We start from the raw sequence: 26,243 nt of genomic DNA on the forward strand, positions 1-26,243 counted from the left end.
GCACCCCCTGTGCGGCGCCGGACGCGCTCAACAGGAGGCCCGGGGGCTCTTCGGCTCCGGCGGGCCGGCAGAAGGTTCATCGAATCCGGGGAGGACACACCATGGGCGTCACGCTCGCCAAGGGAGGCAACGTCTCCCTCTCCAAGGCCGCACCCAACCTCACCCAGGTGCTGGTCGGGCTCGGCTGGGACGCACGATCCACCACCGGCGCCGACTTCGACCTCGACGCCAGCGCGCTGCTGTGCCAGTCGGGCCGGGTCCTCGGCGACGAATGGTTCGTGTTCTACAACAACCTCACCAGCCCCGACGGCTCCGTCGAGCACACCGGTGACAACCTCACCGGTGAGGGCGAGGGCGACGACGAGTCGGTCATCGTCCACCTCGACCAGGTCCCGGCCCACTGCGACAAGATCATTTTCCCGGTCTCCATTCACGAGGCCGACAGCCGGGGGCAGACCTTCGGCCAGGTGAGCAATGCCTTCATTCGCGTGGTCAACCAGGCGGACGGCCAGGAACTCGCGCGCTACGACCTCACCGAGGACGCTTCGACGGAAACGGCGATGATCTTCGGCGAGCTCTACCGGTACAACGGCGAGTGGAAGTTCCGTGCGGTGGGACAGGGGTACGCGTCCGGTCTTCGCGGTATCGCTCTAGACTTCGGGGTCAACGTTTCGTAAAGCCGCGTACGGCGCGGGGGAGACCCGTTACATACACGATGGGGTAGCCAGTGCTTCTCAAAACCTTTGGCTGGTCGTTCGCGGTTACCGCGCTCGGCCTTGCCGCAGCTGTGATCTACGGGGGGTGGCAGGCCTTCGGGGTGGTGGCGATCCTTTCCGTCCTGGAGATCTCGCTGTCCTTCGACAACGCGGTGGTCAACGCCGGAATCCTGAAGAAGATGAATGCCTTCTGGCAGAAGATCTTCCTCACGGTCGGTGTGCTCATCGCGGTCTTCGGAATGCGGCTGGTCTTCCCCGTCGTGATCGTGGCCATCACAGCCAAGATCGGTCCGATCGAGGCGGTCGACCTTTCCTTCAGCCAGCCCGAGCGCTATCAGGAACTCGTCACCGACGCCCACCCGGCGATCGCCGCGTTCGGTGGCATGTTCCTTCTGATGATCTTCCTCGACTTCATTTTCGAGGACCGTGACATCCAGTGGCTGCGCTGGATCGAGCGCCCGCTCGCCAAGCTCGGCAAGGTCGACATGCTGTCGGTCTGCATCGCGCTGATCGTGCTGCTGGTCGCGGCGCTGACCGTCGCGGGCAACGCCCACCAGCACGGCGGCGGCCACGCGGACAAGACGGAGACGGTCCTGCTCGCCGGCGTCGCCGGTCTGATCACATACCTCATCGTCGGCGGTCTTTCCGGCTTCTTCGAGAACCGCCTGGAGGAGGAGGAAGAGCGCGAGCACGAGGCCGAGGAAGAGGCCAAGCAGAGCGGCAAGAAGGTTTCTTCCGTTGCCCTCGCGGGCAAGGCCGCGTTCTTCATGTTCCTCTACCTGGAGGTGCTCGACGCGTCCTTCTCGTTCGACGGTGTCATCGGCGCCTTCGCCGTCACCAACGAGATCGTGCTGATGGCCCTCGGCCTCGGCATCGGTGCCATGTACGTCCGTTCGCTCACGGTCTACCTGGTCCGCCAGGGCACCCTCGACGACTACGTCTACCTGGAGCACGGTGCCCACTACGCCATCGGCGCGCTGGCCGTGCTCCTGCTCGTCACCATCCAGTACCAGATCAACGAGCTCATCACCGGCCTGACCGGCGTCGTGCTGATCGCCTGGTCCTTCTGGTCCTCGGTCCGGCGCAACAAGGCGCTGGCGGCCGAGGGCGGCGAGGACGGCGCCGGTTCCAAGGCGGAAGTCCCGTCCGGGGTGTGACCCGGTAGGGATTGAGGAACGCTCTTCTGCGGGGCGGTTCGTGAGGCAAGGGTTCTCCGGAGACATCCGGCCCCCGGTCCCGCGGCCGCCCCGCGGTGATGCGGGCGTTGCCGGGCCGGGTCCGGTCGGCTACGGGTCCGGGCACTTTTCTACACATGGGGGTTGGGGATGGCGTTCTGGGACGACCTGTGGCCACGGCGGCAGGCGCAGTTCGAGTCGGGCAGCGCGGCGACGAGCTCCATCGTGCTGTCCCGGCGGCACTCCACGGTCTCGCTCGGCAAGCAGGGCGCGCTGACCGGCAATCTGCGGGTCAACCTGTCCTGGCAGATGCGTACCTCGGACCTCATGGGCCGGTCGCGGCAGAGCGGCCGGCTGCTGCGGCCGATGGAGTTCTTCAAGCCCGATGTGGTCCAGGCCCACACCCAGGGCATGGTCAACGTGGACCTGGACCTGGGCTGCATGTACGAGCTGAAGGACGGCACCAGGGGGGTCGTCCAGCCGCTCGGCAACCTCCTGGGCGACCTGAATGGTCCGCCGTACATCCGGCTCAGCGGGGACGACCGCTTCGGCGCGCCCTCGGGTGAGACCGTCTACGTCAATCTCGACCAGCGCGACCAGATCAAACGGCTGCTCTTCTTCGTCTACATCTACGACCAGACACCGGCCTTCGACCGGACGCACGCCAAGGTGACGCTCTACCCGGGCAACGGGCCCCGCATCGAGATAGATCTCGACGAGGACGCCCCGGAGGCCCGTTCCTGCGCCGTGTTCACGGTGGAGAACGTCAAGGACGACCTGGTCGTGCGGCGCGAGGTGAAGTTCGTGTACGGGTTCCAGTCGGAGCTGGACCGGATGTACGGCTACGGCATGCAGTGGGGCCGGGGCTACAAAACACGGACCTGAAGCGTGCCCGGACGCGGGGTCGCCGTGCCCGGAGCCGCCGCCGTCCTCAGGACCGCGCGAACTGCGGACCCATCGGGGGCAGGGCGAAGTTCGGGTCCGGGGCGGGCGCCGCGGCCGCCGCCGGCTGCGGGTAGCCGTAGGCCGGCCGGGCGGTGGCGGGCTGGGGGTAGCCGTACGCGGGCTGGGCGGCGGCGGGCTGCGGATAGCCGTACGCGGGCTGCTGGTGCTGGACCGTGACCTGTGCGTCGGGCCCCGCGGCCGGGGGGAAGTCCGGCGCGGGCGGTACGGCGGGGAAGGCGGGTGCGGGCACGGCCTGTGCCTGTACCTGTGCCTGTGCCTGCGCCGGGTCGGAGTCGGGGGCGGTCTCGTCGACCGAGATGCCGAAATCGGTCGCCAGGCCGACCAGCCCGGTCGGGTAGCCCTGCGCCACCGCGCGGAATTTCCAGCCATCGCCGCGCCGGTAGAGCTCGCCGCAGATGATGGCCGTCTCCTCGCCGGTCTCCGGCCGTACGTCGAAGACCGCGAGCGGATCCGCGCCGGGCGCCGTCGCGTCGTAGAGCAGGATGCGAAGATCGCGGACCCGGGCGAAGGTGTCGCCGTCCGAGGAGGCGGCGACGACCACCTGCTCGACCGAGGGGTCGAGCCCGCCCAGATCGGCCTCGATGGTGTCCGTGAGTCCCTCGGGCACGCTCCGCTTCGGCAGGTGCCGTACCAGGCCGCAGGGGTGGCGGGGCTGGTTGTAGAAGACGAAGTCCTCGTCCGAGCGCACGCGGCCGCCGGCTCCCAGCAGCAGGGCCGAGACGTCCACGTCCGGCACCCCGGTACCCGGGGTCCAGCGCAGCACGGCCCGTACGGCCAGGGTGTCCAGAGGGACGTTCGAGCCTTTCACCATCGCGTGCGTCATGCCCGTCATCCTGCCTGCTGGCGGCCCGCGCGGACAACGCGGGGGTGGCACCGAGTCTCCCGGCGATCTTCCGGAGGCGCCTGTTCCGGCACGCGTCGGCCCATCGGGAAATGGTCGAGTTACCCGCAGTTCACGCACATGGGGAACTCTTGACACTCGCCTATACGTACTATTACCGGCCATCCATTCTTCGGTCGATCCGGCAGTTCGGGGGAGTTACATGCGTCATTTCGGGCATATCGCGCCCGTGGTGAGGGAGCGGTTGTTCTTCCAGGAGCCGTGTGCGTTCGGTCCGGACTCACCGGCCCAGGTCCTCTCGGCCGCCCTGGGGGCGACCCTGTACAGCCCCGCCACCCGGCCGAGACTCGCCGACGACATCGTCAAGCAGGCCGGTCGCGGCGTCGTCTCGATGGTGCTCTGCCTGGAGGATTCGATCGACGACTCCGAGGTCGCCGGCGCCGAGGAGAATCTGGTCAGGCAGTTCGCCGACCTCGACGCCCGCGGCGGCGAGGTGCCGCTGCTCTTCATCCGGGTCCGGGAGCCGGGCCAGATCGGTGACCTGGTGCACCGGCTCGGCACCACCGTCCGAATGTTGTCCGGTTTTGTGCTTCCGAAGTTCACCGAAGGGCGTGGCGTTCCCTTCATGGAGGCGCTCGCCGAGGCCGAGAAGGCCAGCGGACGTCGTCTCTTCGCGATGCCCGTGCTCGAATCGCCCGAGCTGCTCCACCTGGAGACCCGGAGGGAGACGCTCCGCGGCATAGCCCGCACCGTCGACACGTACCGCGACCGGGTGCTCGCGCTCCGGCTCGGTGTCACCGACTTCTGCTCGGCGTACGGACTGCGCAGGGCGCCCGACATGACCGCGTACGACGTACAGCTCGTCGGCGGAGTGATCGCCGACGTGGTCAATGTGCTGGGCCGGGCGGACGGCAGCGGATTCACCATCACCGGACCGGTCTGGGAGTACTTCCGCCTCCAGGAACGCATGTTCAAGCCTCAGCTCCGCCAGAGCCCCTTCCTGGAGGGCCGGGCCGAGGAGCTGCGCACGACGCTGATCGAGCACGACCTGGACGGCCTGCTGCGCGAGATCGGGCTGGACCGGGCCAACGGCCTGCTCGGCAAGACCTGCATCCACCCCTCGCACGTCGCACCCGTGCACGCCCTGTCCGTGGTCAGCCACGAGGAGTTCAGTGACGCCGAGGACATCCTGCGCCCGGAGCGCGGCGGCGGCGGCGTCATGCGCTCCGCGTACACGAACAAGATGAACGAGGTGAAGCCGCACCGCGCCTGGGCCGAGCGGACCCTGCTGCGGGCCGAGGTCTTCGGCGTGGCCGGACCGGACATCGGCTTCGTGGACCTGCTCTCCGCGAGCGTCGCCGAGTGAGCACGCAGCGGGCGGCCGGTACGCCGGAGCGGACGGCGGGGGAACAGGGAGCGGGCAACGGGAAAGGTGCGGCGGACGTGGTGTGGTCGGGCAGCTGGGTGACGGAACGACTGGGCGTGGAGCTCGTCGGTGACGGACGGCCCGAAGGCGACGGGGAGCTGCGCGGACTGCTGGGCCTCGCCCTGCGCCGCAACCCCAGGCGCGCCCACCTGCTGGTGTCGAACGTGCTCGGCAAGCACGTCCCGCAGAAGCCCTCCGTGGTCTACGGCACCGGATTCGAGCTGGGCCGCCGGGTCCGCGCACTTCTCGGCACGGCCGAGGCGGGCCGGGCCGTCGTGCTCGGCTACGCGGAGACCGCCACCGCCCTCGGCCACGCGGTCGCCGACGGGCTGGGCGTGGCCCCGTACCTCCACTCCACCCGCCGCCCGGTGGCGGGCGTGGCCCCGGCGGGCGGCTTCGAGGAGTCCCACTCCCACGCCACCTCGCATCTGCTGCTCCCGGAGGACCCGCGGCTGCTGACGGGCGGCCGCGGCACGGCGGACGGGCGGGACGCCGCCAGTGCCCCGCTGGTCCTGGTCGACGACGAGTTCTCCACCGGCAACACCGTCCTCAACACCATCCGTGACCTGCACGAACGCTACCCGCGCGACCGCTACGTCATCGTCGCCCTGATGGACATGCGCTCCCCGGCCGACCGGGACAGGCTGACCGATTTCGCCGAGGAGATCGGCGCCGGGGTCGACCTGGTGGCGTACGGCTCGGGCACGGTCACCCTCCCCGAGGGCGTCCTGGAGAAGGGCCAGGCCCTGGTCGACGCGCACGAGCGGGCCCACGGGCAGACGCCCGGGGACCCGGCCGCGTACACGGCGTCCCGCTGCACCCGGGTGGACCTCCGGTGGCCCGCCGGGGTGCCCGACGGTGGACGGCACGGCTTCACCCCCGGCCACCGGGCGGCCCTGGAGGACGCCCTGCCCGCCATGGCCGCCCGCATTGCCGCACAGCTGGGCGACGCCCGGCGCGTCCTGGTCCTCGGCTTCGAGGAGCTGATGTACGCCCCGCTGCGCCTGGGCACGGCCCTGGAACAGCTCACCGACGCCGAGGTGCGCTACTCCACCACCACGCGCTCCCCCGTCCTCGCCGTGGACGACCCGGGCTACGCGATACGGACCCGGCTGGTCTTCCCGGCCCACGACGACCCGGACGACGGGCCCGGGGACCGGTACGCGTACAACGTCGCGGGCGCCGGTTTCGACGCCGTGCTGCTCGCCGTCGACTCCGTCGCCGACACCCCCGAACTCCACGCGCCCGGCGGCCTGCTGGCGCAGCTCGCCGGGCACACCGAACACGTACTGCTCGCGGTCGTCCCCTCGTACGTCCCGGGCCCCCGCACGCACCTCCCCGAACGGCAGGAAACCCCCATGCTGCCCGAGCCCCTCCGCGGCCCCGCCTTCTCCTCGTACGCGCCGGAGGAGGTCGGCTGGCTGCTCCAGGACCTCTCGGACACCGAGCTGGAGGCGCCCACCGAGGAGCGCGAGGAGGCGATACAGAGCGGCGGCGCGCACTACGCCGAATCGCTGCCCGTCGAGTACCAGCCCTCCGCCGCGTACCAGGAACTGTTCCGGTCGGCGCTGGAGCTGTCCGCCGCCAGGATCGCCCGCGCCGTCGGCACCGTCACCGAGACGGTCCTCGCCGAGCGCGGCCCCCGGCCGGTCCTGGTCTCGCTCGCCCGGGCCGGTACGCCCGTCGGCGTACTGATGCGCCGCTGGGCCCGGCGGAGGCACGGCATCGAGCTGCCCCACTACGCCGTCTCCATCGTGCGCGGCCGCGGTATCGACGCCAACGCCCTGCGCTGGCTGGCCGCCCACCACGACCCGGCGGACGTCGTCTTCGTGGACGGCTGGACCGGAAAGGGCGCGATCACCCGTGAACTCTCCGCCGCGCTCGGCGAGTTCGAGGGATTCGACCCGGAGATCGCGGTGCTGGCCGACCCCGGCGGCTGCGTCCGCACCTACGGCACCCGGGAGGACTTCCTCATCCCGTCCGCCTGCCTCAACTCCACCGTCTCCGGCCTGATCTCGCGGACCGTGCTCCGCGCCGACCTGGTCGGCCCCGAGGACTTCCACGGCGCGAAGTTCTACCGGGAGCTGGCGGACGCCGATGTGTCCGGCCTCTTCCTCGACACCGTCGCCGCCCACTTCGACGCGGTCGCCGACGCGGTGGACGCCGAGGTCAAGGACCTGCTCGCGGCCGACCGGGCACCCACCTGGGAGGGCTGGGCCGCCGTGGAGCGGATCAGCGAGGAGTACGGCATCCACGACGTGAACCTGGTCAAGCCGGGCGTCGGCGAGACCACCCGGGTGCTGCTGCGCCGCGTCCCCTGGAAGATCCTCACCAGGCGCGGCGCGGGCGCGGACCTCGAACACATCCGCATGCTGGCCGACCAGCGGGGCGTACCGGTGGAGGAGGTCGACGACCTCCCGTACAGCTGCGTCGGCCTGATCCACCCGAAGTACACCCGGGGTGCGACCGGCGCGGACGGCCGGGCGGTGGACACGAAGTGACCGCCCCCGAGGCACCCGCCGCCCAGGCTCCCGCTTCCGCTCCCGCCCCTCGGGCCGCCGGTGCCGACGCCCCCGTGACCCTGGTCGCCAGCGACCTCGACCGCACCCTGATCTACTCCACCGCGGCGCTCCGGCTCAGCGGGCCGGACGCCGAGGCCCCCCGGCTGCTCTGCGTGGAGGTGTACGACCGCAAGCCGCTCTCGTACCTGACGGAGGAGGCCGCGACGCTCCTCGCCGAGCTGGCCCGCACCGCCGTCTTCGTCCCCACGACCACCCGCACCCGCGAGCAGTACGGGCGCATCCGGCTGCCCGGCCCCGCCCCGCGGTTCGCGATCTGCGCCAACGGGGGACACCTGCTGGTGGACGGCGAGTCCGACGCCGACTGGCAGCGGCGGGTTACCCGCGCGATCGCCGAGGAGTGCGCCCCGCTCGCGGAGGTCCGCGCCCATCTGCTGGCCACGGCCGACCCCGCCTGGCTGCTCAAGGAACGGGTCGCCGAGGACCTCTTCGCCTACCTCGTGGTGGACCGCCCGCTGCTGCCCGGGGGCTGGGCCGAGGAGCTGGGCGCCTGGGCGCGCGACCGGGGCTGGACGGTCTCCCTGCAGGGCCGCAAGATCTACGCCGTACCCGGCCCGCTCACCAAGAGCGCCGCCATGGAGGAGGTCGCCCGGCGCACCGGCGCCACGCTCACCCTCGCCGCGGGCGACAGCCTCCTCGACGCCGATCTGCTGCTCGCCGCCGACCGCGCCTGGCGCCCGGCCCACGGCGAACTGGCCGACGCGGGCTGGAGCGCCCCGCACGCCGAGGTGACGGCCGCGCAGGGCGTCGCGGCGGGCGAGGAGATCCTCCGGTCCTTCCTGCGGACGGCACGCGCGAGAATGTCTTCCTGACCACGATCCCGGCGCGGGGGACGAGAGGATCGGCCCCGTACCGGAGGCCACCGGGCCGACCGCTCGACGCACCAGGAGCAACAGCATGACCAAGGGCAACGAAACGAAGATCACGGACGAGCTGTACGCGTACATGCTGGCGCACAACCCGCCGCTCGACGCGGTCCAGCGCGAGCTGGTGGAGACCACGTACGCGCGGCTGCCCGAGCACGCCGGGATGCAGTCGGCCGAGGAACAGGGCCCGTTGCTGGCCTTCCTCGTCCGGCTGACCGGCGCCCGGCACATCGTGGAGGTCGGGACGTTCACCGGGTTCTCCACGCTGTCGATGGCGCAGGCGCTGCCCGCCGACGGCCGGCTGATCGCCTGCGACGTCTCGCAGGAGTGGACCGCCTACGGCCGCGAGGCGTGGGAGAAGGCGGGCGTCGCGGACCGGATCGACCTGCGCATCGCCCCCGCGCTCGACACCCTGCGGGCGATGCCGGACGAGCCGCACATCGACCTCGCCTACCTGGACGCGGACAAGGGCAACTACGTCCCGTACTGGGAGGAGCTGGTCCCCCGGATGCGGCAGGGCGGCCTGATCGTCTCGGACAACGTGCTGTTCCACGGCCGGGTGACCGACCCGGAGGCGACCGGACCGGCGGCGGCGATCAAGGAGTTCAATGACCACGTGGCCGCCGATCCGCGGATGGACAGCGTGCTGCTCACCGTCTCCGACGGGCTGACGCTCTCCCGCAAGCGGTAGCGCCTGCGAAACCGCCCGCGAAAACGGCTGTGACTGTGGCTGTGGCTGTGGCTGCGGTTGCGGTTGCGTCTGCGTTGCGGTTGCGCGGTGGCGCCGGTGGGTTCAGCCGCAGCAGCCGCCTCCGCAGCAGCCCCCGCCGCCCCCGCCCGCCGGGGCGGCCGGCGCGGACTTGGCGGACGAGCCGCCGACAGCCACGGTGGAGAGCAGCTTCACGGTGTCGGTGTGCCCGGCAGGACAGGAGGCCGGGTCGGAGGACTGGGCCATCGGGCGGCTCAGTTCGAACGTGTCCCCGCAGGAGCGGCAGCGGAATTCGTATCGAGGCATGCCCTCAGACTAGAGCCTTGGCTCAGGGCGCACGGCGGACGTCCGGCATCGGCGGCCGGGCCTCTCGCCGGCGGAGCCGCAGCTCCCGTTCGGCCTCCTCGGGATGGCGGGCCCGCCAGTACGGATTGTCGTGCGGAAGGCCGCCGCTGACCCGCCCGTACATTCCGAAGACCATCAGCATCAGCCCGACCACGAAGCTGAACAGCACGTTCTGGAGATGGAAGGCCAGGAAGTTGTACGGGGTCCCCAGCAGCGCGAGATTCACGAAGCCGCTGAGGAGGAAGGCGATGCCCAGGACCATGTTGAGCGTCGAGGCGAGATTGCCGCCGACCACCATCCCGGCGAACAGCAGCAGACCGACGCAGACGGACAGGACGCTCAGCGCGCCGTTGGTGTTGAGCCCCGCGACGGTGGCCCCGCCGGTGCTGAAGAAACCGATCCGGTTCATCAGGCCCAGGACCCCGAACGCCAGCAGCACCAGCCCCATCAGCCCCGCCCCGACCCGGTAGACGCGGTTGAGCCGGTGATCGACCGGCAGATGCCGGTCGAGCCGAGCCGCCCCGTGACGGTGGCGGTGACGGCGGCGGATGTGCGGTCCCTCGGCGTACCTCGGTAGGTGGGTGGCCATGGCGCCGGCCTCCTTCGCCCGTACCCCCAGCATCCGCCCGCGCCCGTGCCCCCGCACACGCAGGGGCGGCCCTCAGCCCCGGCCCGCCCCGCGCTCCTCGCGGATCTCGGAGACCACCCGCGCGGCCGTCTGCCGCACCGCTTCGGTCTCGGTCAGGAAGTGCCAGTAGTCGGGGTGCCGCCCGTCGAGCGCGGCGACGGCGCGGTCCAGCCGGGCCACCGCGTCGTCCAGCGGGCGGGCGTGCCGCGGATCGGGCGTACTGCGGCCCTCCATGGCCAGCCGCTGGGCGTCCCGGACCGCGAACCGGGTCCGCTGGATCTCCTGCTGCGGGTCCTTGGCCACCGCGTCCAGCCGGTGCAACCGGTCACCGGCCGCCGAAACCGCCTCGTCCGTGGTGTTCAGCAGGGCGCGGACCGTGCTCAGCCGGGACGTCGCGTCCGCCCACCGCTGCTCGTCCCGCGCCTCGGCGGCCTCCTTCAGCTTCTCCTCGGCCCGCCGCACATTGACCGCCGCCTGCTCCGGAACGGACTGGAGGTCCTGCCAGCACGCGGCCGAGAAACGCCGCCGCAGCTCGCTCAGCACCGGCTCCACCGAGCCCGCCCGGGTCGTCAGGGCCTCGGCGCGCGTACGCAGCGACACCAGGCGGTGGTCCGTCTCGGCGGCCCGCTCGGGCAGCTTCTCCGCCTCGGCCCGCACCGCCTCGGCGTCCCGCAGTACCCGGTCGGCCCGCTGGAGGGTCTCCTGGACACCGTGCCGTCCGGCGCCCTCGTTGAGCTTGGTCAGCTCGGGGGCGAGGGCCGCCAGCCGGGCGGCGAGATCGTCCGCCCGCAGCCCCGAGGCGCGCGTCGCGTCGAGCGCGTTGCTCGCGCCGAGCAGGGCCTGCCGGGCCCGCTCCACGGCGGGCGCGAGCCGGGCGAGCTGCGTCTCCGCACTGCCCAGCAGCGGCCCGAGCCCCTGCGCGAACCGGTCCAGCTCGGCCTTGACCCGGATCAGCTCGTCCTTGGCCCCGGTCAGCTCGGCCCGCGCGCGGGCGGCGACCGAGGACTCCAGGTCGTCCCGGTCCAGATCGTGTGCGTCGACCGCGGTGATGTACGTGTGGCTGGCCTCGTCGATCCGCCGCCCCAGGGCGGCGAAGTCGTCCACGGCCCTGCGCGCGGCGGGCGAGCTGTCCACCGCGGTGATCGTCTCGATCGAGATCCGCAGGTCGCGCTGGGCGGTGTCCAGCTCGTAGAAGGCCGAGGCGGCGGCATCCTTGGCGGCCTGCGCCTCGGCACGCTGGCTCTCCCCGCGCCCGCCGAACCAGCGTCTCGTACCACCACCGGCGAAGGCGGCGGGCAGCGCGGCGGCCAGCAGCGGCACCGGCAACAGCACCAACGCGAGGACATCGCCGACGGCGGAGCCTCCACCCGCTCTCGCCCGCGGCCGCGCGTCTGTCGCCGTCACATCCCTCTCCCGTGCTGCTCAGCCCTGCCCGGTACATTCTCCCACCAGGTAAGGACGAACACACGGGCCGGTTAGTTCGCGCTTCGGACCGTGACTTGGCCGTTGTCGCTGCGGGCCTTCACCACATGGCCACTGGCCTCGCCCGCCCCGGCCCGCGGCACGTCCACCGCGGTGTGCCCGTTGGGGGCGACGGCTTCCACCGCGTACGTCGCGGAACCGGCCGGCAGGTCGATGGTGGTCGAGCCGTTGTCGCTCACGGTCTCCACCCGGTCCGGAGCGGACGTGAACCGCAGCCGGATCCTGCCGTTGTCGGCCTGCGCCGACACGGAGCGGGCCGACACGCCCTCGGCGAGGATGCTGCCGTTGTCGCTGGTCAGGTCGAGCGGCCCGGTGGAGTCGCGGACGGACAGCCTGCCGTTGTCGGCGCGGAGCGTGAGCGGGGTACGGAAGCCGGTCGCGGTGACCTTCCCGTTGTCCCCGTCGACGACCACCGCCACCCCGCGCGGCACCTTCACCCGGTACTCCGCGGCGCAGTCGCTGATCAGGGCGTCGCACTTCACCCGGAGCGACAGGGTGTCGTCCTTCATCTCCCAGCGCGGCTCGGGCCCGTTCCCGAACATCACCCAGCCGTCGGTCCGACGTGTCACCTCCACCTTGCGCACATCGGCCGGTACGAGCTCCAGCGACGACGCCTTGGCGTCGATGGTCAGCGTCTTCCCGCTCAACGCGAACGACTTGTGCTCGGCCGGCGCCTGGCTGACATCCGTACTCCCGCACCCGGCCAGCGCCAGAACCATGAGTACGGCGCCACCGGACGCGACGAGAGTACGGGTGCGGGCTACCACGATGATCTTCCCCCAGGCTCGGACGACGCACGCCTCCGACGGCGCGCACCTCACCGTACGAGCACTCCCACCCCACCGGAATCAGGCGGACCACCGTACGGGGGTGGGGATATCCCCCGCACCCCGTGCCCTGTGCCCCGCGTCCCGTGCTCCTTTGCGTTCCGCACCCCGGAGCCCGATACCGTTTGTGACCAGGGCCCGCAGTCCATGTACGCTGTTGCTTCATCCACGGGTGCGTAGCTCAGGGGTAGAGCGCTGCTCTTACAAAGCAGATGTCGGCGGTTCGAAACCGTCCGCGCCCACCAGTAGGAAGCACGACAAAGGCCCAGGTCACCGGTACCGAACCGGGAGCCTGGGCCTTGTTCGTTCCTCAGCCGCGAAGGCGGGGGAGAGGAATCGTGCCGGATGCGTCGCCAGGCGCTGGAGGTCGGACCTTCCTGATCTGCTCGTCGACATGGGCGGCGATCGCGTGGGCACGCCCGTTCACCAGGTGCTGATAGATCAGCGTGGCACGCACCGAGGAGTGGCCCATCCGCTGCATCAGCTCCCGATCACGGCAATCCGATCGCGAAGGCCGTACAGCAGCGCAGTGCAGCAGCCAAGGCAACCACCTCCGCCCGCCACCAGATCTCCGAGGTCGCGTGGCGGCCGGTATGGCCGTCGCTGACCGATCCGGCGAGAGCTGCGAATCAGAGCGTCGCCCCTCCCCGCCTCGTTTCTCGTCGTGCCTGACACAATCACCGGCACAACGACGGCGAGGTGGGGGATGCTCGGTGGGTAGCCAGTTGCGTGTCGGTGAAGTGTTGCGGTCGTCGCGGAACAGGGACCCGTCCATCGAGGTCATGGACGGCCACCCGAACATCCACCACCTCACGGCTTCAGAGATCCTCGCTCCGATACAGCTGAGCAAGGGCATCAATCCGATGGCTGAGGTCAAGATTGCACGCGTTGCACGGCGACCGGCGGTTCTCATACGTTCGAGTCCGTGGAAGGCCGGCTCCGTCGAGACACCCTGGCACGACGAGTTCGACCTGGCGAACGGGCGTGTTACCTACTTTGGAGATCAACGCGTCGATCACACGGTTCCTGTGGGCGAGACGCCGGGCAACAAGGTGTTGCGAAAGGCATGGACAAGCCACCGGGCGATGACTGCGCATGAGCGGGCATTGGCTGCGCCACTGCTGGTCTTCGCAACGGTCACGCGCAACAAGACTCCCAAGGGATACGTAAAGTTCTGCGGCTTGGCGGTCATCGAGGGCGTTGAAGAGATCGAGCAGAACGACAAGGGGCGGACGTTCCTCAACTTCCGCTACGAATTGGCCCTTCTCGACCTGAGTGCAGAAAATGACCTGCTGAACTGGGCCTGGATCGCAGCACGCGGCGATCAGAGGCTTTCGACGGCTGAGGCACTGGAACACGCGCCGCGCTCTTGGCGTCGTTGGGTGGAAGGTGGTCATGCCGTCTTGCCGGAGGTTCGCCAACGTCGCCTTCACCTTGAGGAACCCGAAGCCGGCTCTCGTTCTGTCAACCGTCCGACGGGTGAGGATGCGTTGTTTCCCGCTCTTCCGCAGTCACAGAGCGGTCCTGTATCCAGGGTCAAGCACGAGGACCGACAACCAGGACTCACGGCAGCTGCGCTCATGGAGAGACTGAGGCGTCTCAAGGTTCATCGGCAGAATGGACGCCCGAGCCGGCACAAGCCCTTGGCCCTGATGTGGGCCATCGCTAGGAACGTCCGAGGAGAGTCGCGACTCTTTCCCTGGCCGGAGTTCCGTGACGAGGTGGGCAACCTATTGATCGAGTTCGGCCGCCCGCAGTCGTCTCCGACGCCGGAATACCCGTTCTGGCATCTGCGGACGAGCGGCTTGTGGGACGTTGACGGCCTCCCGGCGGAGCAGGCAGGCAAGATCAGCGCCTCAGTGTTCGATAGATCCAAGCCTCAAGCGGGGTTCACTCACCAGGCCGACCGCCTGTTGAGTGATCCGTTCGTACGGTCCCAGGCGATCGCCGTCCTCCGAGAGACCTATTTCGCCGAGTTCGCTCAGCACAAATTGATGGAGCGACTTGGGCTGGCCGGCTACGAGAACGCAAGCGGCATCGAGGCGCCGGCAGAAGAGCAAAAGCGGCAGGGTCCTGCCGCGCGCCGCGCTACGAACACGTCCCGTATAGTGCGCGACGTCGGACTGGCCAACAAGGTCAAGGAGATGCACTCCGACCACTGCCAGGTCTGTGGAACGCAACTAGCGAAACGGTTCGGCACATACAGCGAAGCGGCCCACATCCGCGGTCTCGGGCAACCGCACAACGGACCCGACGAGCTCGCCAACCTGCTCGTGCTGTGCCCCAACCATCACGTTCAGTTTGACACGTTGGCGATATACATTGATCCGCACGGCATCGTTCGCGCGACGACGGACGGCAGCCACCGGGGTGTTCTCCGCCGGCTTCCGAAGCACCACATAAGCGAAGTCCACCTGCGATACCACCGAGCTCTTTGTGGCAGGGACACGTCGGACCAGGAAGCACCCGCTCAAAGCCCGCGCCCGGTACAGCCCTAGGTGATCTGGTCTGCTGGTGGAGTTTCTGACGCGAGTGACAGCGCCGACAAACAGCAGCAAACGTGCACATACGTCTGCGGACCAGCAGCGCAGCAGGTGTCGGCGTGCCAGATCGAGCGGTCAGCCACGGTCGGCTGGGGCGCGTGGCGATGCAGGTGCTGTGTTGACAGGCCCAGCGCTTCAGGTGGCGGGTGACCAGCGAGGATGTCTCAGCGCCCGGCGCCAGGCTTGCAAAGCAGATGTCGGCGGTTCGAAACCGTCCGCGCCCACCAGTAGGAAACCGCAGGTGAAAGCCTGTTTCAGCCCTTCGGTCGATTGCGGACCGGAGGGCCTTTTCATGATCGGGTCCACAGGGAATCCACATCCCCGGGGCGGTCGGGTCCGGGTGGGGCCGGTCGGCCGGTGGTGGACGTGCGTCGTAGCGTGGGCTGGTCACAGGTGTTCTGATCACGTCAGTGCTGTTCCAGGGGGGACACATGTCGTACGGCTACTCGCAGCCGCCGGGGAAGTCGCGTACCGGGCTGATCGTCTCGTTGTCCGCGGTCGGCGGGGTGGTCGCGCTGCTGGCCGTCCGGGGTGTTGATCGCCGTGCTGAGCAGCAGGGGTTCGTCCTCGGGCGGGTTGAGGCCGGAGGAGGCGCGGGCCACGCCGGCGGGGGAGGGCTCCGCGGCGCCCGCGGAGCCGCCGTCGCTGGGTGGTGCGGATGCGCGGGGCGATGTGCGGATCACCGGGTGCCGGGTCGACTCGCTGACCGAGTGGCCGGACGCGGACGTGGAGATCGTGAACGGGTCCGACGGCCGGGCGTCGTACATCGTCTCCGTGGAGTTCTTGGACGGGGACGGTACGCGCCGGGCCTCCGGGCTCGCGACGGCGACCGATCTCGCGGCGGGGCGGAAGTCGGTGCAGAAGGCCCAGGGGCTGGGCGAGGTCAAGGGCAGGATGACGTGCAGGGTCGTGGAGGTGACCCGGCTTCCCTCGCAGTAGCCGCCGGGGCGGGCCGGGGCGGCTGTCAGTGGTGCGGTTCACACTGGGGGCATGTGCCGAAGCATCAAGACCCTGCGCCCGCCCGCCCTCCCCGAAGAGGCCACCGAGGAGGAGATCCGGGCCGCCGCCCTGCAGTTCGTACGCAAGGTGTCCGGCTTCCGGGCACCGGCCGCGCACAATCAGGAGGTGTTCGACCGGGCCGTTGACGAGATCGCCGGGGCGACCGCCAGATTGCTGGACGGCCTGGAGGTCCGGGGCGCGGTCAGGGCGCCGTAGTGGCGGCCGAGGCCGCCGCGGCGGCAGCTTCCGCCGCCGGGCGGCGCATGAAGTACGCGGCCAGGGCGCCCGCCATGAACAGGGCGAGGACCGATATGGCCGTGGCCACCCAGGTCGCGCCGAGCCACTGGCCGCCGAAGTAGCCGAGCCCCACGCTGTAGCCCGCCCAGGCCACGCCCGCCAGGGCCGACCACGGCAGGAATTCCTTGACCTTGCGGTGTGCGGCGCCCGCGCCCAGCGAGACCACCGAGCGCCCGGCCGGGGCGAACCGGGCGATGACGACGAGGACGCCGCCGCCCCGGGCCAGGACGGCGCCGAGGCTCTCCTGCGCGGACGTGAGGCGGCGGGAGCGGGCTATGGCCCGGTCCAGGCGCTCCCCGCCGCGCCAGGCCAGCCGGTACGCGACGAGGTCGCCGAGCACCGAGGCGGTGGCCGCGCAGAGGATCAGGGCGAGGAGCGAGGGGACCTCCGTCGCCGGTGCGGCCCCTGTTCCCACGACGGTCGTCGAACCCGCGGCGGCGGCCGTGGCGGCGGTGATCACCAGCACCCCGCTGGGCAGCAGAGGGAGGAAGACGTCCAGGAGAACCGACAGCGCGACCACGGCATAGATCCATGGACTGCTGGTCAGCGCGCCCAGACTCTCAAGCACCTTCTACTCCCCGATCAGGAACACGCCGCGGCGTCGCGGGGGAGCGGCAGGAGCGGCAGGGTCAGCTGTACAGCGTACGCCTGCGGTTCTTGCGTTGATCTATAAATACGAATGATGTTGGGAACCTCACGTACACCCGGAAATGGGAAGACTTGGTTCCGGGTGCTTGGGACGGTGCGGCGGCCGGGGCGGGAACCGTAGCGGGAAGTGGCCGGCCGGGTGCACGTGAGGTCCGGGGCGTGCCGGGGCGGTGGTACGGGTCAGACCGTGACGGGCGGTGTCTGCTCGGACGCGTGGTCCTTGTCGCGGTCCGGGAATGTCCGGCCGAGCAGGCCGTCCAGGGCGAGGGCGCCGGAGCCGGTGAAGACCAGCAGAAGGAACGTCCAGCAGAAGACGGCCGAGGGCTCGCCGCCGTTCTGGAGCGGGAACAGCGCCTCGGGCTGGTGGACGGTGAAATAGGCGTACGCCATCGAGCCGGAGCAGATGAGGGCGGCGACGCGGGTGCCGAGTCCGAGCGCCACCAGGGCGCCGCCGACGAGCTGGATGGCCGCCGCGTACCAGCCGGGCCAGGTGCCGACGGGTATGGAGCCGCCGCCCATGGCGCCGCCGAGGATGCCGAAGAGGGACGCGGCGCCGTGGCAGGCGAAGAGGAGGCCTATGACGATGCGGAAGAGGCCGAGGGCGTAGGGCTGAGCCTGGCGCAAATGGGTCTGCATGGGGGGAGGCTCCTTCGGTCTGGTGGGGACGTGAACCGATCGGGCACCCAAGATTAGGGAAACCTCACCAATGCTTGCAAGTTCAACATTCGCGGTGGCTGGCCGAAAAATGTCTCGCGTAAATCGGTCGCCCTTCGTTCCGGACCCCCTGCCAACTGCGAACCTCTCCTCGCCGGCTTGGCCTGAACCAATGGCGGCGCAGCTTTCCGGCCATGTGCGTGAAGTGGCGGGCAGGGTCCGGGGCGCAGGTGGGTGATGATCCTTCTGGTCTGTACCAATGGGGTGGGGCGGTGTGCCTCCGGCGGGAGCGCGGTCCGGCGGAAGTGGGCGGCTTCTTCGGTCCGGTGGGGTGGACCAATGGCGGCCTCGGCCCCGGCGGGCAGGGTGCGGGCCCGGGGCGGGGAGGTGCGGAAGGGGCGGTCGCGGGCCCGGCGGGCCTTCTGCGGTACCGGAGAACCACTGCCGTCGGCGGAGGGCGTGCGGGGCGGGGATGCGTCGGTCGGCGGGTTGCCGTACTCGGCCGAAAACACATGGATGACCGCGGTGCGATGCGCGGATGGCCGGGGCGCGAAGAGCCGGTGCACCGTGGAGGTGGCCGCGGTGCGTCCGGGGGAATGGGTGCGCCCCCTCGCGCCGGGTCCGGGCGAGGGGGCGGGAAGGGACGGGTGGGGGGGTCAGCAGTCGTTCAGGGCGGACTGCAAGGCGCTCTTCTCCGCCGGGTCGACGGTCAGGTCGTAGTAGTGCTTCACGTGCACCCAGGCCCGCACGTACGTGCACTTGTACGCGGCCCGCGGCGGCATCCACTTGGCCGGGTCCTTGTCGCCCTTGGCCTGGTTGACGTTGTCCGTGACCGCGATGAGCTGCGGGCGCGTCAGGTCGTTGGCGTACGCCTGCCGCTGGGCGGTGGTCCAGCTGCTGGCGCCCGACCGCCAGGCCTCGGCGAGCGGCACCATGTGGTCGATGTCCAGGTCGGAGGCGGCGGTCCAGGTCGCGCCGTCGTACTCCGAGTACCAACTGCCGCTGGTGGCGGCGCAGCTCGCGTTCGTCTCCACGTTCGTACCGTCGCGCTTCAGGACCACCTCGCGGGTGTTGCAGGTGCCGGACTGGGTGATCCAGTGCGGGAACTTGTCACGGCTGTACCCGTCCGACGAGCCCTCGGCGGCGACCGTCAGCTGGCTCAGATAGGTGCGGGCCGTCGCGGCGGACACCGGCGTGGGCATGGCTGCCTGGGCGGTGGGGGCGGTGAACAGGCCGGCGGTTGCGGCCATGGCGGCGGACGCGGCGACGGCGGCGATATGACGCGCGTAGACACCAGACATGCGAACTCCCTTTACGTGGGGGGAACTTGGACGGGCGACCCGTGGGGCCCGGCCATGGTGGCGGCGCCAGGTTTCCGTGGGGTGGGCGCCAGGTAACAGAGTGGCGACATGGGCACGTCACAATCAAGGGTTCCGGCCGACAAGGCCGGGGCATGGGGGCGTACGTCCGCATCTGCGCGGGCGCATGTCCTGACGCGACGGCAGTTCGCCGACGGGGAGGGCCGGTTCGTGAGGGTGATCCGGGCGCCCCCGGCCATACAGTTGCGGCGTGCTGCTACCGGTCGACGTCACCCTCGGGGTCGTGCTTGCCGTGCTGCTCGCGGCGGCGGTCTGGGTCGCCGCGCTGGCCTCGCTCGGGCGGTCCCGCGAGATCCTGCTGGCCGGACTGCGGGCGGCTGTTCAGCTCGCCGCGGTCTCGCTGCTCATCGGCTGGGTGGTGCGCTCGCTGCCACCGACGCTGGGGTTCGTGGCACTGATGTACGCCGTGGCCACGCGGACCGCGGGCCGCCGGGTCACCCGCAACGGCACCTGGTGGTGGGTGGCGCTGCCGATCGCGGCGGGGGTCGCGCCGGTGGTCGCGCTGCTGCTGCTCACCGGGCTCCTCCCGCTCCGCGGCATCGCGCTGATCCCGGTGGTCGGCATTCTCGTCGGCGGGGCGCTGACCGCGACCGTGCTCGGCGGCAGGCGGGCGCTGGACGAGCTGACGACCCGTCGCGGGGAGGTGGAGGCGGGGATGGCGCTCGGGCTGCTCGACCGGGACGCGCGGATGGAGATCGCCCGTCCGGCGGCGGCGGACGCGCTGCTTCCGGGGCTCGATCAGACCCGGACGGTGGGGTTGGTGACCTTGCCGGGTGCCTTTGTGGGCATGCTGCTGGGCGGCGCCTCACCGGTGCAGGCGGGGGCCGTGCAGCTGTTCGTGCTGGTGGCTCTGATGGCGGTGCAGGCGGTGGCCGTGACAGTGGTGCTCGAACTGGTGGCGCGGGGGCGGCTGCACCGGGGGTGAGGAGGTGCTCCGTGTGGCCGCGCCGTGTGCGGGGCTGCCGTGTATGAGTCCGGCGGGTCTCGTGCGTGCGGGGGCTTCGGCGGGGCTCCCGCGTACGGGGCGAGGGGGGTGCTCCGTGTGGCCGCGCCGTGTGGGGGGCTGCCGGGTGTGGGTCCGGCGGGTCTCGCGCGTGCGGGGGTCGGCGGGGCTCCCGCGTACGGGGGCGTCAGTGCGCGGCGATGTGCAGGTGGATCGAGCCGTCGGGTGCCGCCTCCACGCGGATCCGCGTCAGGTCCGCCACGTGCGCGTCGGGGGAGAGGGCCGCGGCGCGCGGGCCGACGCCCAGCACCCGCATCCCCGCCGCCCGGCCCGCCGCGACACCCGCCTCCGAGTCCTCGAGGACGACGCAGTCCGCCGGGGCGAAGCCCAGCTCGGCCGCGCCCTTGAGGAAGCCCTCGGGGTCGGGCTTGCTGGCGCCGACGCTCTCCGCGGTGACGCGGACCTCCGGCAGGGGCAGCCCCGACGCGGCGAGCCGGGTCCGGGCCAGCGCTTCGTCGGCCGAGGTGACCAGGGCGTGCGGGAGGCCGGCGATCGCGGCCATGAAGGCGGCAGCCCCGCCGATCGGGACGACGCCCTCGGTGTCGGCGGTCTCCTCGGCGAGCATGACCCGGTTGTCCGCGTAGTTCTCCTCCATCGGGCGGTCCGGGAGGAGCGCGGCCATGGTGGCGTACCCCTGGCGGCCGTGGACGACCTTGAGCGCGGCCTCCGGGTCCAGCCCCTGGCGCAGCGCCCAGCGCCGCCAGCAGCGCTCCACCACGGCGTCGGAATTCACCAGGGTGCCGTCCATGTCCAGAAGGAGGGCGCGGGTGGTGAGGACGGTGGCCGGCATGGGCGGGCTCCAGAGCACGGGAAGCGGGGGAACAAGCAGCCCCGCCCGCCGGTCAGGGATGGCGGGCGGAGGCTACTTTGTTCCATCACGATACAAAGAGCGGTCCGAGAAAGCCAATCCCTCCCCTTCCGTCAGGAACGTCCGCGCCCCGTGGTCTCCGCCTCCAGGGCGCTGCGGGTGCGCGGGCCGTACACCCCCGCGGGGTCGCCCTCGATGGACTTGTACGACTGGTAGACGAGCACCGCGCGCTCGACCCGGGACGAGTAGTCGCCGTCGTCGGGCCCGTGGTACAGCCAGATCTCCGCCAGTCGCCGCTGGAGTTCGGCCACCGACGGCCCCTGGTCCCCGGGGCGCAGCGCGGGCCCGGCCAGGGAGGGGGGCGGCGCGTCCGTCGTCGGACCGTCGGAGGGCGCCGAGGGCGCGGTGGTCGCCGTCCGGGACGGGGCGACGGGCGCGGAGGGCGACGGGGCGGCGGGGGCCGAGGCGGAGGGGGAGTGCGAGGCGGAGGCGGACGGTGAAGCGGAGGCCGGGGCGGAGGGGGACGCCGGGCCGGAGGCCGGGGCCGGGTCCGTGGTGCGGGCGTCCGCGCCGGGGAGGTCGGCCGCCGTACTGGGCAGCGCCTGCGGCAGGTCCGCCTTCCCGCCGTCGCCACCGCCGAGCAGTCCGGTCGCGAATGCGGCCGTGCCCACCACGGCGATCAGGGCCACGCCCATCGCGGCGGCCGCGAAGGGGCGCCGACGCCCCTTCGGCTCGGACGCGTCGAGGGGTGACGGCACGACGGCCGTGACACCCGCGTCGCCAGGGGTGCCGAGCTCGCCGGGGCCACCGAAACCGCCGACGGCGCCGACGGCGTCGAACGCGGGGACGGCGACGGTCGGCGCGGCATCCGGCAGCGGCCCCGCCGTCGGGTCGTGACGCAGCGGCCCCGCCGTCGCCGGGCCGAGACGGAGCGGCATCGTCGTGGCCGCGTCATCTGCTACCGCCTCCGCCGCCCCGGCCGCCTCCTCCGGGCGGGCCTCCGCCGGGGCCATGTCGTTCCCCAGCGTCACGTAGGGGCGGATCCGCAGCGGATCGAAGTCCTCGGCGGCCGCCCGCTCGGCCCGCTCCGCCGCCGCCCGCTCGGCCAGGCGCCGCTCGGCGTCGAACCGCCGTCCGGCATCGAGCCGCTGCCCGCAGGCGCACCCGGGCCGCGCCCCGGATCCAGCTCCCGCTCCAGCCCCCGCTCCCGCTCCTGCTCCAGCGCCCGCTTTCCGGCCGGGCGCACCGCCGGGTCCGCCGTCCGTGCCGCATTCCGGGCAGATACGTCCGGTCATGGTGGCCCCTCCCCTTGATAGCCCTGCGATTATGCAGCCCGCTCCCGGTGCGTACCCGCTCAGCAGGCCATAACCGTACGGAAAGGACAGGATAGGGATGTAGCGGACCCGAGGAGGTGTTCATGGCCGAGTATTCGAGCGCTCCTGCCCCGGCTCCCGGTGCGGAGCGTTCCCGGCGGTCCATATTGGTGGCCATCGGGGCACTGCTCCTCGGCATGCTTCTGGCAGCACTCGACCAGACGATCGTCTCCACCGCGCTGCCGACCATCGTCAGCGACCTCGGAGGGCTTGAGCACCTGTCCTGGGTGGTCACGGCCTATCTGCTGGCGTCGACGGCCGCGACCCCGCTCTGGGGCAAGCTCGGCGACCAGTACGGCCGCAAGAAACTCTTCCAGGCCGCCATCGTCATCTTCCTGATCGGCTCGGCGCTCTGCGGGATCGCCCAGAACATGCCGCAGCTCATCGGCTTCCGGGCGCTGCAGGGGCTCGGCGGCGGCGGGCTCATGGTGCTCTCGATGGCGATCGTCGGCGATATCGTGCCGCCGCGCGAACGGGGCAAGTACCAGGGCATGTTCGGGGCGGTCTTCGGTGCGACGAGCGTCCTCGGGCCGCTCCTGGGCGGCCTGTTCACCGAGCACCTGACCTGGCGATGGGTCTTCTACGTCAACCTGCCGATCGGCGTCGTGGCACTCCTGGTGATCGCCGCCGTCCTGCACATCCCGGTCCGCAGCGAGAAGCACACCATCGACTACCTGGGCACCTTCCTCATCGCCTCCGTCGCCACCTGCATGGTGCTCGTCGCCTCGCTCGGCGGCACCACCTGGGCCTGGGGCTCGGCGCAGATCATCTCCCTCTCCGCGCTGAGCGTGCTGCTGCTGGTCGCCTTCGTGCACGTCGAGCGGCGGGCCGTGGAGCCGGTCATTCCGCTGAAGCTCTTCCGGATCAGGACCTTCACGCTCGTCGCCGTCATCAGCTTCGTCGTCGGCTTCGCGATGTTCGGCGCGATGACCTATCTGCCGACCTTCCTCCAGGTGGTGCACTCGATCACGCCGACGATGTCCGGCGTGCACATGCTGCCGATGGTGCTGGGCCTGCTCCTCACCTCGACCGCGTCCGGCCAGATCGTCAGCCGCACGGGCCGCTGGAAGGTCTTCCCGATCGCGGGCACCGGCCTCACCGCCGTCGGTCTCCTGCTGCTGCACCGGCTCACCGAGACCACCAGCACCTGGGTGATGAGCGGCTACTTCTTCGTCTTCGGCGCCGGACTCGGCCTGGTGATGCAGGTGCTGGTACTGGTGGTGCAGAACGCCGTCTCGTACGAGGACCTCGGCGTCGCCACGTCCGGGGCCACCTTCTTCCGGTCGATCGGCGCCTCGTTCGGCGTGGCCGTCTTCGGCACCGTCTTCACCAACCGGCTCACCGAGAAGCTCACCGCCGCGCTCACCGGACATCCGCTGCCGCCCGGCGCCGGGGTGGACGGGCTGGCCTCCGACCCGCGCGCCATCGGACAGCTGCCGCCCGCGCTGCGGCCCGCGGTGCTCCACGCGTACTCGACGTCGATCACGGACGTGTTCCTGTACGCGGCGCCCGTCGTGCTGATCGCCTTCGTCTTCGCCTGGTTCCTCAAGGAGGACAGGCTGCGCGGCTCGGTGACGGCTCCGGAGGCCAGCGAGACCCTGGCGTCGAACCCGGTCGAGCGTTCCTCGTACGACGAGTGCGCGCGCGCCCTTTCGGTGCTCGCGACCCGGGCCGGGCGCCGCGAGATCTACGAACGGATCACCCGGCGGGCGGGGTACGACCTGCTGCCCGCCGCGAGCTGGATGCTGCTGCGCATCCGGCGGCACGGCACGGTCGAACCGGCGATGCTCGCCGACACCACCCCCGTGCCGCTGCGGGCGGTCACCGACGCGGCCCGGCAGCTGGAGGAACGCGGACTGGCCCGGCGCGAGGGCGTGCAGCTGGTGCTCACCGAGGACGGCGCGGTGGTCGTGGCGAAGCTCGCGGAGGCGCGGGAGGAGGCCATGGCCGAACTGCTGGGCGACTGGTGGGGGCCGGACCGTCCGGCCGACCTGGTCGGACTCGTGGAGGAGCTGACCGCGGAGACCTGCGGGTCGAGCGCGGAACGCCCGCACAGCCCGGAACCGAAACGCGACCACGCGGCCAGGAGTCGGCCCGAGCCGGGTCGGGGGCCGGCCTGAGCCCGGCCGGCGGAGACCGGCTGCCGGAGACCGGCCTGAGACCGGCTGCTGGAGACCGGCCTGAGACCGGCTGCTGGAGACCGGCCTGAGACCGGCCGCCGGAGACCGGACCTGGCCGCCCGACCCCCGGCCGCCCGGTCTCAGTTGCCGGACACGGCCAGTTCCTTGGCGAACCAGTGCTCGGCGAACTGCCGCCGGTGGAACGCCGGGACCTCCCGGTAGCCGTGCTTGGCATAGAGCCCCCGCGCCTCCACCAGGTCGTGGCGGGTGTCGAGCCGGAGGGTGCGGATGCCGGCGGCGCGGGCCTCCTCCTCCACGGCCGCCAGGAGCAGCCCGCCGCCGCCCGTGCCCCGGTGCTCCGGGCGTACGTAGACGCGGGTCAGCTCCGCGGTGTCCGCGTCCACCACCACCAGCCCGACGCAGCCCGCCGCCGTGCCGCCGCGGCGGCCGACCACGAACCGTCCGGTGGGCCCGGTGAGCAGATCGGCCCCGTCGTCGGTGAGCCCCTCCTCGACCTCCTCGGCGGTGGCGGGCCGCCCCCAGTAGCGGCTGGCGACCTCGTCGTAGTAGTCGCGGCGCAGCAGCGCGGCATCCGGGGAGTCGAAGGGCTCGAGGGCCACCGTCCAGGTCATGCCGGGCATTGTGACAAGGCCTTTCCCGTACGGCCAGCGGGTTTTCAGGGGGTGCCGGGGACCGTCGCCGCCCTCCGCCGGGCCCGCACCACCAGCACCAGGGCCACCACCACCCCCGCGGCCGCCACCACCGCGATCAGGGACAGCACCCACGCGGGCACCCCGCCCACGGTCAGCAGCCGGTCCGTGTACAGCTCGGTCCGGTACGGAGTGTCGGCACCCGCCGCGCGCAGTTCGTGATCGCCGTCGATCAGCTCCGGGCGCGGGAACGACTGCTCGATCGCGGTGAGGAAGACCGGCCCGCCGCCCGTCAGCCGGGCGAGCGCGTCCGTGTCCGAGGACGCCGGCCGGGTGTCGATCCGGCCCGCGTACGTCACCTCCGGGGCATCGCCGCCGATCCGGCCGCCCGGCTCCATCCGGTGCGCGGCGAGGACGTACAGCCCCAGCTCCTGCGGGTTCGCGGCGAGCTTCGACAGCCGCATCGGGTAGACGGGGCGGTCGCTCGCGAAGCGCAGCCGGAGCGGGTCGAGCGTGCCGTGCAGCGGGTTGGCGCCGTCCTCGGGCGCGAGGCGGACCGCGACGTACTCCCATTTCCGGTCGACGTACGGCTTCAGGGCCGTCGCCAGCCGGTCGGGCAGGTCGAAGCCGTTCTCCGACAGCCACCCCTGGAGCGCCTCCGGGTCGTTGGCGGCCAGCCGCGCCACGTCGAAGGGCCCGAGCCGTTCGCGCCCCACCACCTCGACCGACCTGGCCCCGGGCAGGGGCGCGGCGGCCGAGTCCTTGCCGTTGCCGCCGAACGGCCAGTCGTGGGCGCGGGGCCAGAAGTAGTGCCGGGTCACCCGGACCGGCGCGGTGAGGGCGGAGAGCTCGGAGAAGACCGCGGGATCGCCGAGCTCCACGCTCGCGCGGTGCGGCACCGGCATGATCCAGGCCGCCTCGGGGGCGTTCCCGCGCACCGTGAGCCGCATGACGATCTGCTCCGTACGCCCGTCCCAGCCGACCACCGAGGTCTCCTGGCCGACCGCGACCCGGGCCTGCCGGCTCGGGACCATCGCCCCGCAGCCACAGGCGTACGCGGGGCTGATCAGCGAACCCAGTTGCAGGGACACCAGTACCAGCAGCAGTGACAGCAGCCGCACCGGCCACCCGCGTCCGTCACCCCGGACACCCCGCTTCACCCCTGTGCGCCGCATGGAACGCCAGCCTCCCCCGTGACCGGCCCCGGCC

Annotated in this window: 24 protein-coding genes and 1 tRNA gene; 12 read left to right on the forward strand and 13 right to left on the reverse strand. The window is 71.4% G+C overall.

What is annotated here, in order from left to right:
• Nucleotides 1-101: 101 nt before the first annotated feature.
• From ACFCV8_RS18730 to ACFCV8_RS18740, 3 genes are all read left to right on the forward strand, one after another.
• Nucleotides 102-677 (forward strand): TerD family protein, encoded by a 576-nt coding sequence (locus tag ACFCV8_RS18730; RefSeq protein WP_376686465.1) that lies wholly within the window; start codon nucleotides 102-104, stop codon nucleotides 675-677.
• Nucleotides 678-727: 50 nt separating this feature from the next.
• Entirely contained in the window at nucleotides 728-1,873 is a 1,146-nt protein-coding gene (locus ACFCV8_RS18735; protein ID WP_376686466.1) for a DUF475 domain-containing protein, read from the forward strand.
• A gap of 168 nt (nucleotides 1,874-2,041) precedes the next feature.
• Nucleotides 2,042-2,776 carry a Tellurium resistance gene (locus ACFCV8_RS18740; protein WP_376686467.1) on the forward strand — a complete coding sequence of 245 codons (735 nt, stop codon included), beginning with the start codon at nucleotides 2,042-2,044 and terminating at the stop codon, nucleotides 2,774-2,776.
• 46 nt (nucleotides 2,777-2,822) lie between these two features.
• On the opposite strand, the gene ACFCV8_RS18745 is transcribed toward ACFCV8_RS18740, so the two are convergent.
• Entirely contained in the window at nucleotides 2,823-3,680 is an 858-nt protein-coding gene (locus ACFCV8_RS18745; protein WP_376686468.1) for a TerD family protein, read from the reverse strand.
• 220 nt (nucleotides 3,681-3,900) lie between these two features.
• Here ACFCV8_RS18745 and ACFCV8_RS18750 point away from each other — a divergent pair, with 220 nt between their 5' ends.
• The 4 genes from ACFCV8_RS18750 to ACFCV8_RS18765 all read left to right on the forward strand — a co-directional run bounded on the left by ACFCV8_RS18750 (nucleotide 3,901) and on the right by ACFCV8_RS18765 (nucleotide 9,260).
• Nucleotides 3,901-5,064 (forward strand): HpcH/HpaI aldolase/citrate lyase family protein, encoded by a 1,164-nt coding sequence (locus ACFCV8_RS18750; RefSeq protein ID WP_376686469.1) that lies wholly within the window; start codon nucleotides 3,901-3,903, stop codon nucleotides 5,062-5,064.
• Between the two features lie 77 nt (nucleotides 5,065-5,141).
• A complete protein-coding gene (locus tag ACFCV8_RS18755) occupies nucleotides 5,142-7,625 on the forward strand; it encodes a phosphoribosyltransferase (protein WP_376686492.1) in 2,484 nt (827 codons plus the stop codon).
• Nucleotides 7,626-7,699: 74 nt separating this feature from the next.
• Nucleotides 7,700-8,515: an HAD family hydrolase gene (locus tag ACFCV8_RS18760; protein ID WP_376686493.1), complete on the forward strand. Its 816-nt coding sequence runs from the start codon at nucleotides 7,700-7,702 to the stop codon at nucleotides 8,513-8,515.
• A gap of 85 nt (nucleotides 8,516-8,600) precedes the next feature.
• Nucleotides 8,601-9,260: an O-methyltransferase gene (locus ACFCV8_RS18765; RefSeq protein ID WP_376686470.1), complete on the forward strand. Its 660-nt coding sequence runs from the start codon at nucleotides 8,601-8,603 to the stop codon at nucleotides 9,258-9,260.
• Nucleotides 9,261-9,362: 102 nt separating this feature from the next.
• On the opposite strand, the gene ACFCV8_RS18770 is transcribed toward ACFCV8_RS18765, so the two are convergent.
• The 4 genes from ACFCV8_RS18770 to ACFCV8_RS18785 form a co-directional block, all read right to left on the reverse strand.
• On the reverse strand, nucleotides 9,363-9,584 hold the full coding sequence (locus tag ACFCV8_RS18770; RefSeq protein ID WP_376686471.1) for a zinc ribbon domain-containing protein: 222 nt from the start codon (nucleotides 9,582-9,584) through the stop codon (nucleotides 9,363-9,365).
• Between the two features lie 22 nt (nucleotides 9,585-9,606).
• The gene (locus tag ACFCV8_RS18775; RefSeq protein WP_376686472.1) at nucleotides 9,607-10,212 is read right to left on the reverse strand and encodes a DUF4383 domain-containing protein; all 606 of its coding nucleotides are present in this window, start codon (nucleotides 10,210-10,212) and stop codon (nucleotides 9,607-9,609) included.
• 72 nt (nucleotides 10,213-10,284) lie between these two features.
• A complete protein-coding gene (locus ACFCV8_RS18780) occupies nucleotides 10,285-11,655 on the reverse strand; it encodes a hypothetical protein (RefSeq protein ID WP_376686473.1) in 1,371 nt (456 codons plus the stop codon).
• Between the two features lie 71 nt (nucleotides 11,656-11,726).
• On the reverse strand, nucleotides 11,727-12,452 hold the full coding sequence (locus tag ACFCV8_RS18785; RefSeq protein WP_376686494.1) for a DUF4097 family beta strand repeat-containing protein: 726 nt from the start codon (nucleotides 12,450-12,452) through the stop codon (nucleotides 11,727-11,729).
• Between the two features lie 278 nt (nucleotides 12,453-12,730).
• On the opposite strand from ACFCV8_RS18785, the gene ACFCV8_RS18790 reads away from it, so the two are divergent.
• Both ACFCV8_RS18790 and ACFCV8_RS18795 read left to right on the forward strand, forming a co-directional pair.
• Nucleotides 12,731-12,805, forward strand: a tRNA-Val gene (locus ACFCV8_RS18790).
• A 468-nt stretch (nucleotides 12,806-13,273) separates the two neighbouring features.
• Complete coding sequence (locus tag ACFCV8_RS18795) at nucleotides 13,274-15,058, forward strand: HNH endonuclease (protein WP_376686474.1); 1,785 nt, start codon at nucleotides 13,274-13,276, stop codon at nucleotides 15,056-15,058.
• A gap of 452 nt (nucleotides 15,059-15,510) precedes the next feature.
• Here ACFCV8_RS18795 and ACFCV8_RS18800 read toward each other — a convergent pair whose 3' ends face one another.
• Nucleotides 15,511-15,990 carry a hypothetical protein gene (locus ACFCV8_RS18800; RefSeq protein WP_376686475.1) on the reverse strand — a complete coding sequence of 160 codons (480 nt, stop codon included), beginning with the start codon at nucleotides 15,988-15,990 and terminating at the stop codon, nucleotides 15,511-15,513.
• 103 nt (nucleotides 15,991-16,093) lie between these two features.
• Between ACFCV8_RS18800 and ACFCV8_RS18805 the strand changes: the two genes are divergently transcribed.
• On the forward strand, nucleotides 16,094-16,318 hold the full coding sequence (locus ACFCV8_RS18805; protein WP_376686476.1) for a DUF2277 domain-containing protein: 225 nt from the start codon (nucleotides 16,094-16,096) through the stop codon (nucleotides 16,316-16,318).
• On the opposite strand, the gene ACFCV8_RS18810 is transcribed toward ACFCV8_RS18805, so the two are convergent.
• The 3 genes from ACFCV8_RS18810 to ACFCV8_RS18820 all read right to left on the reverse strand — a co-directional run bounded on the left by ACFCV8_RS18810 (nucleotide 16,305) and on the right by ACFCV8_RS18820 (nucleotide 19,002).
• Nucleotides 16,305-16,967, reverse strand: a complete 663-nt coding sequence (locus ACFCV8_RS18810) for a DedA family protein (protein ID WP_376686477.1) — start codon at nucleotides 16,965-16,967, stop codon at nucleotides 16,305-16,307. The two genes, ACFCV8_RS18805 and ACFCV8_RS18810, sit on opposite strands and share 14 nt — an antisense overlap.
• A gap of 260 nt (nucleotides 16,968-17,227) precedes the next feature.
• Entirely contained in the window at nucleotides 17,228-17,683 is a 456-nt protein-coding gene (locus tag ACFCV8_RS18815; RefSeq protein ID WP_376686478.1) for a DoxX family protein, read from the reverse strand.
• Nucleotides 17,684-18,357: 674 nt separating this feature from the next.
• Nucleotides 18,358-19,002 carry an HNH endonuclease family protein gene (locus ACFCV8_RS18820; protein ID WP_376686479.1) on the reverse strand — a complete coding sequence of 215 codons (645 nt, stop codon included), beginning with the start codon at nucleotides 19,000-19,002 and terminating at the stop codon, nucleotides 18,358-18,360.
• Nucleotides 19,003-19,270: 268 nt separating this feature from the next.
• Here ACFCV8_RS18820 and ACFCV8_RS18825 point away from each other — a divergent pair, with 268 nt between their 5' ends.
• Nucleotides 19,271-20,005: an ABC transporter permease gene (locus tag ACFCV8_RS18825; protein ID WP_376686480.1), complete on the forward strand. Its 735-nt coding sequence runs from the start codon at nucleotides 19,271-19,273 to the stop codon at nucleotides 20,003-20,005.
• Between the two features lie 205 nt (nucleotides 20,006-20,210).
• On the opposite strand, the gene ACFCV8_RS18830 is transcribed toward ACFCV8_RS18825, so the two are convergent.
• Nucleotides 20,211-20,873, reverse strand: coding sequence for an HAD-IA family hydrolase (locus tag ACFCV8_RS18830; RefSeq protein WP_376686481.1), 663 nt, complete (start codon nucleotides 20,871-20,873; stop codon nucleotides 20,211-20,213).
• A 131-nt stretch (nucleotides 20,874-21,004) separates the two neighbouring features.
• Nucleotides 21,005-22,186 (reverse strand): peptidoglycan-binding protein, encoded by a 1,182-nt coding sequence (locus tag ACFCV8_RS18835; protein WP_376686482.1) that lies wholly within the window; start codon nucleotides 22,184-22,186, stop codon nucleotides 21,005-21,007.
• A 122-nt stretch (nucleotides 22,187-22,308) separates the two neighbouring features.
• On the opposite strand from ACFCV8_RS18835, the gene ACFCV8_RS18840 reads away from it, so the two are divergent.
• Nucleotides 22,309-24,384: an MFS transporter gene (locus ACFCV8_RS18840; RefSeq protein WP_376686483.1), complete on the forward strand. Its 2,076-nt coding sequence runs from the start codon at nucleotides 22,309-22,311 to the stop codon at nucleotides 24,382-24,384.
• A gap of 140 nt (nucleotides 24,385-24,524) precedes the next feature.
• Here the strand turns inward: ACFCV8_RS18840 and ACFCV8_RS18845 are convergent, their stop codons facing one another.
• Together ACFCV8_RS18845 and ACFCV8_RS18850 are read right to left on the reverse strand one after the other, a co-directional pair.
• Complete coding sequence (locus ACFCV8_RS18845; RefSeq protein ID WP_376686484.1) at nucleotides 24,525-25,016, reverse strand: GNAT family N-acetyltransferase; 492 nt, start codon at nucleotides 25,014-25,016, stop codon at nucleotides 24,525-24,527.
• Between the two features lie 44 nt (nucleotides 25,017-25,060).
• Entirely contained in the window at nucleotides 25,061-26,209 is a 1,149-nt protein-coding gene (locus ACFCV8_RS18850) for a DUF2330 domain-containing protein (RefSeq protein ID WP_376686485.1), read from the reverse strand.
• Nucleotides 26,210-26,243: the final 34 nt, after the last annotated feature.

The organism is Streptomyces sp. NPDC056347 (genome assembly GCF_042262625.1).
In the GTDB taxonomy this organism is placed as follows: domain Bacteria; phylum Actinomycetota; class Actinomycetes; order Streptomycetales; family Streptomycetaceae; genus Streptomyces.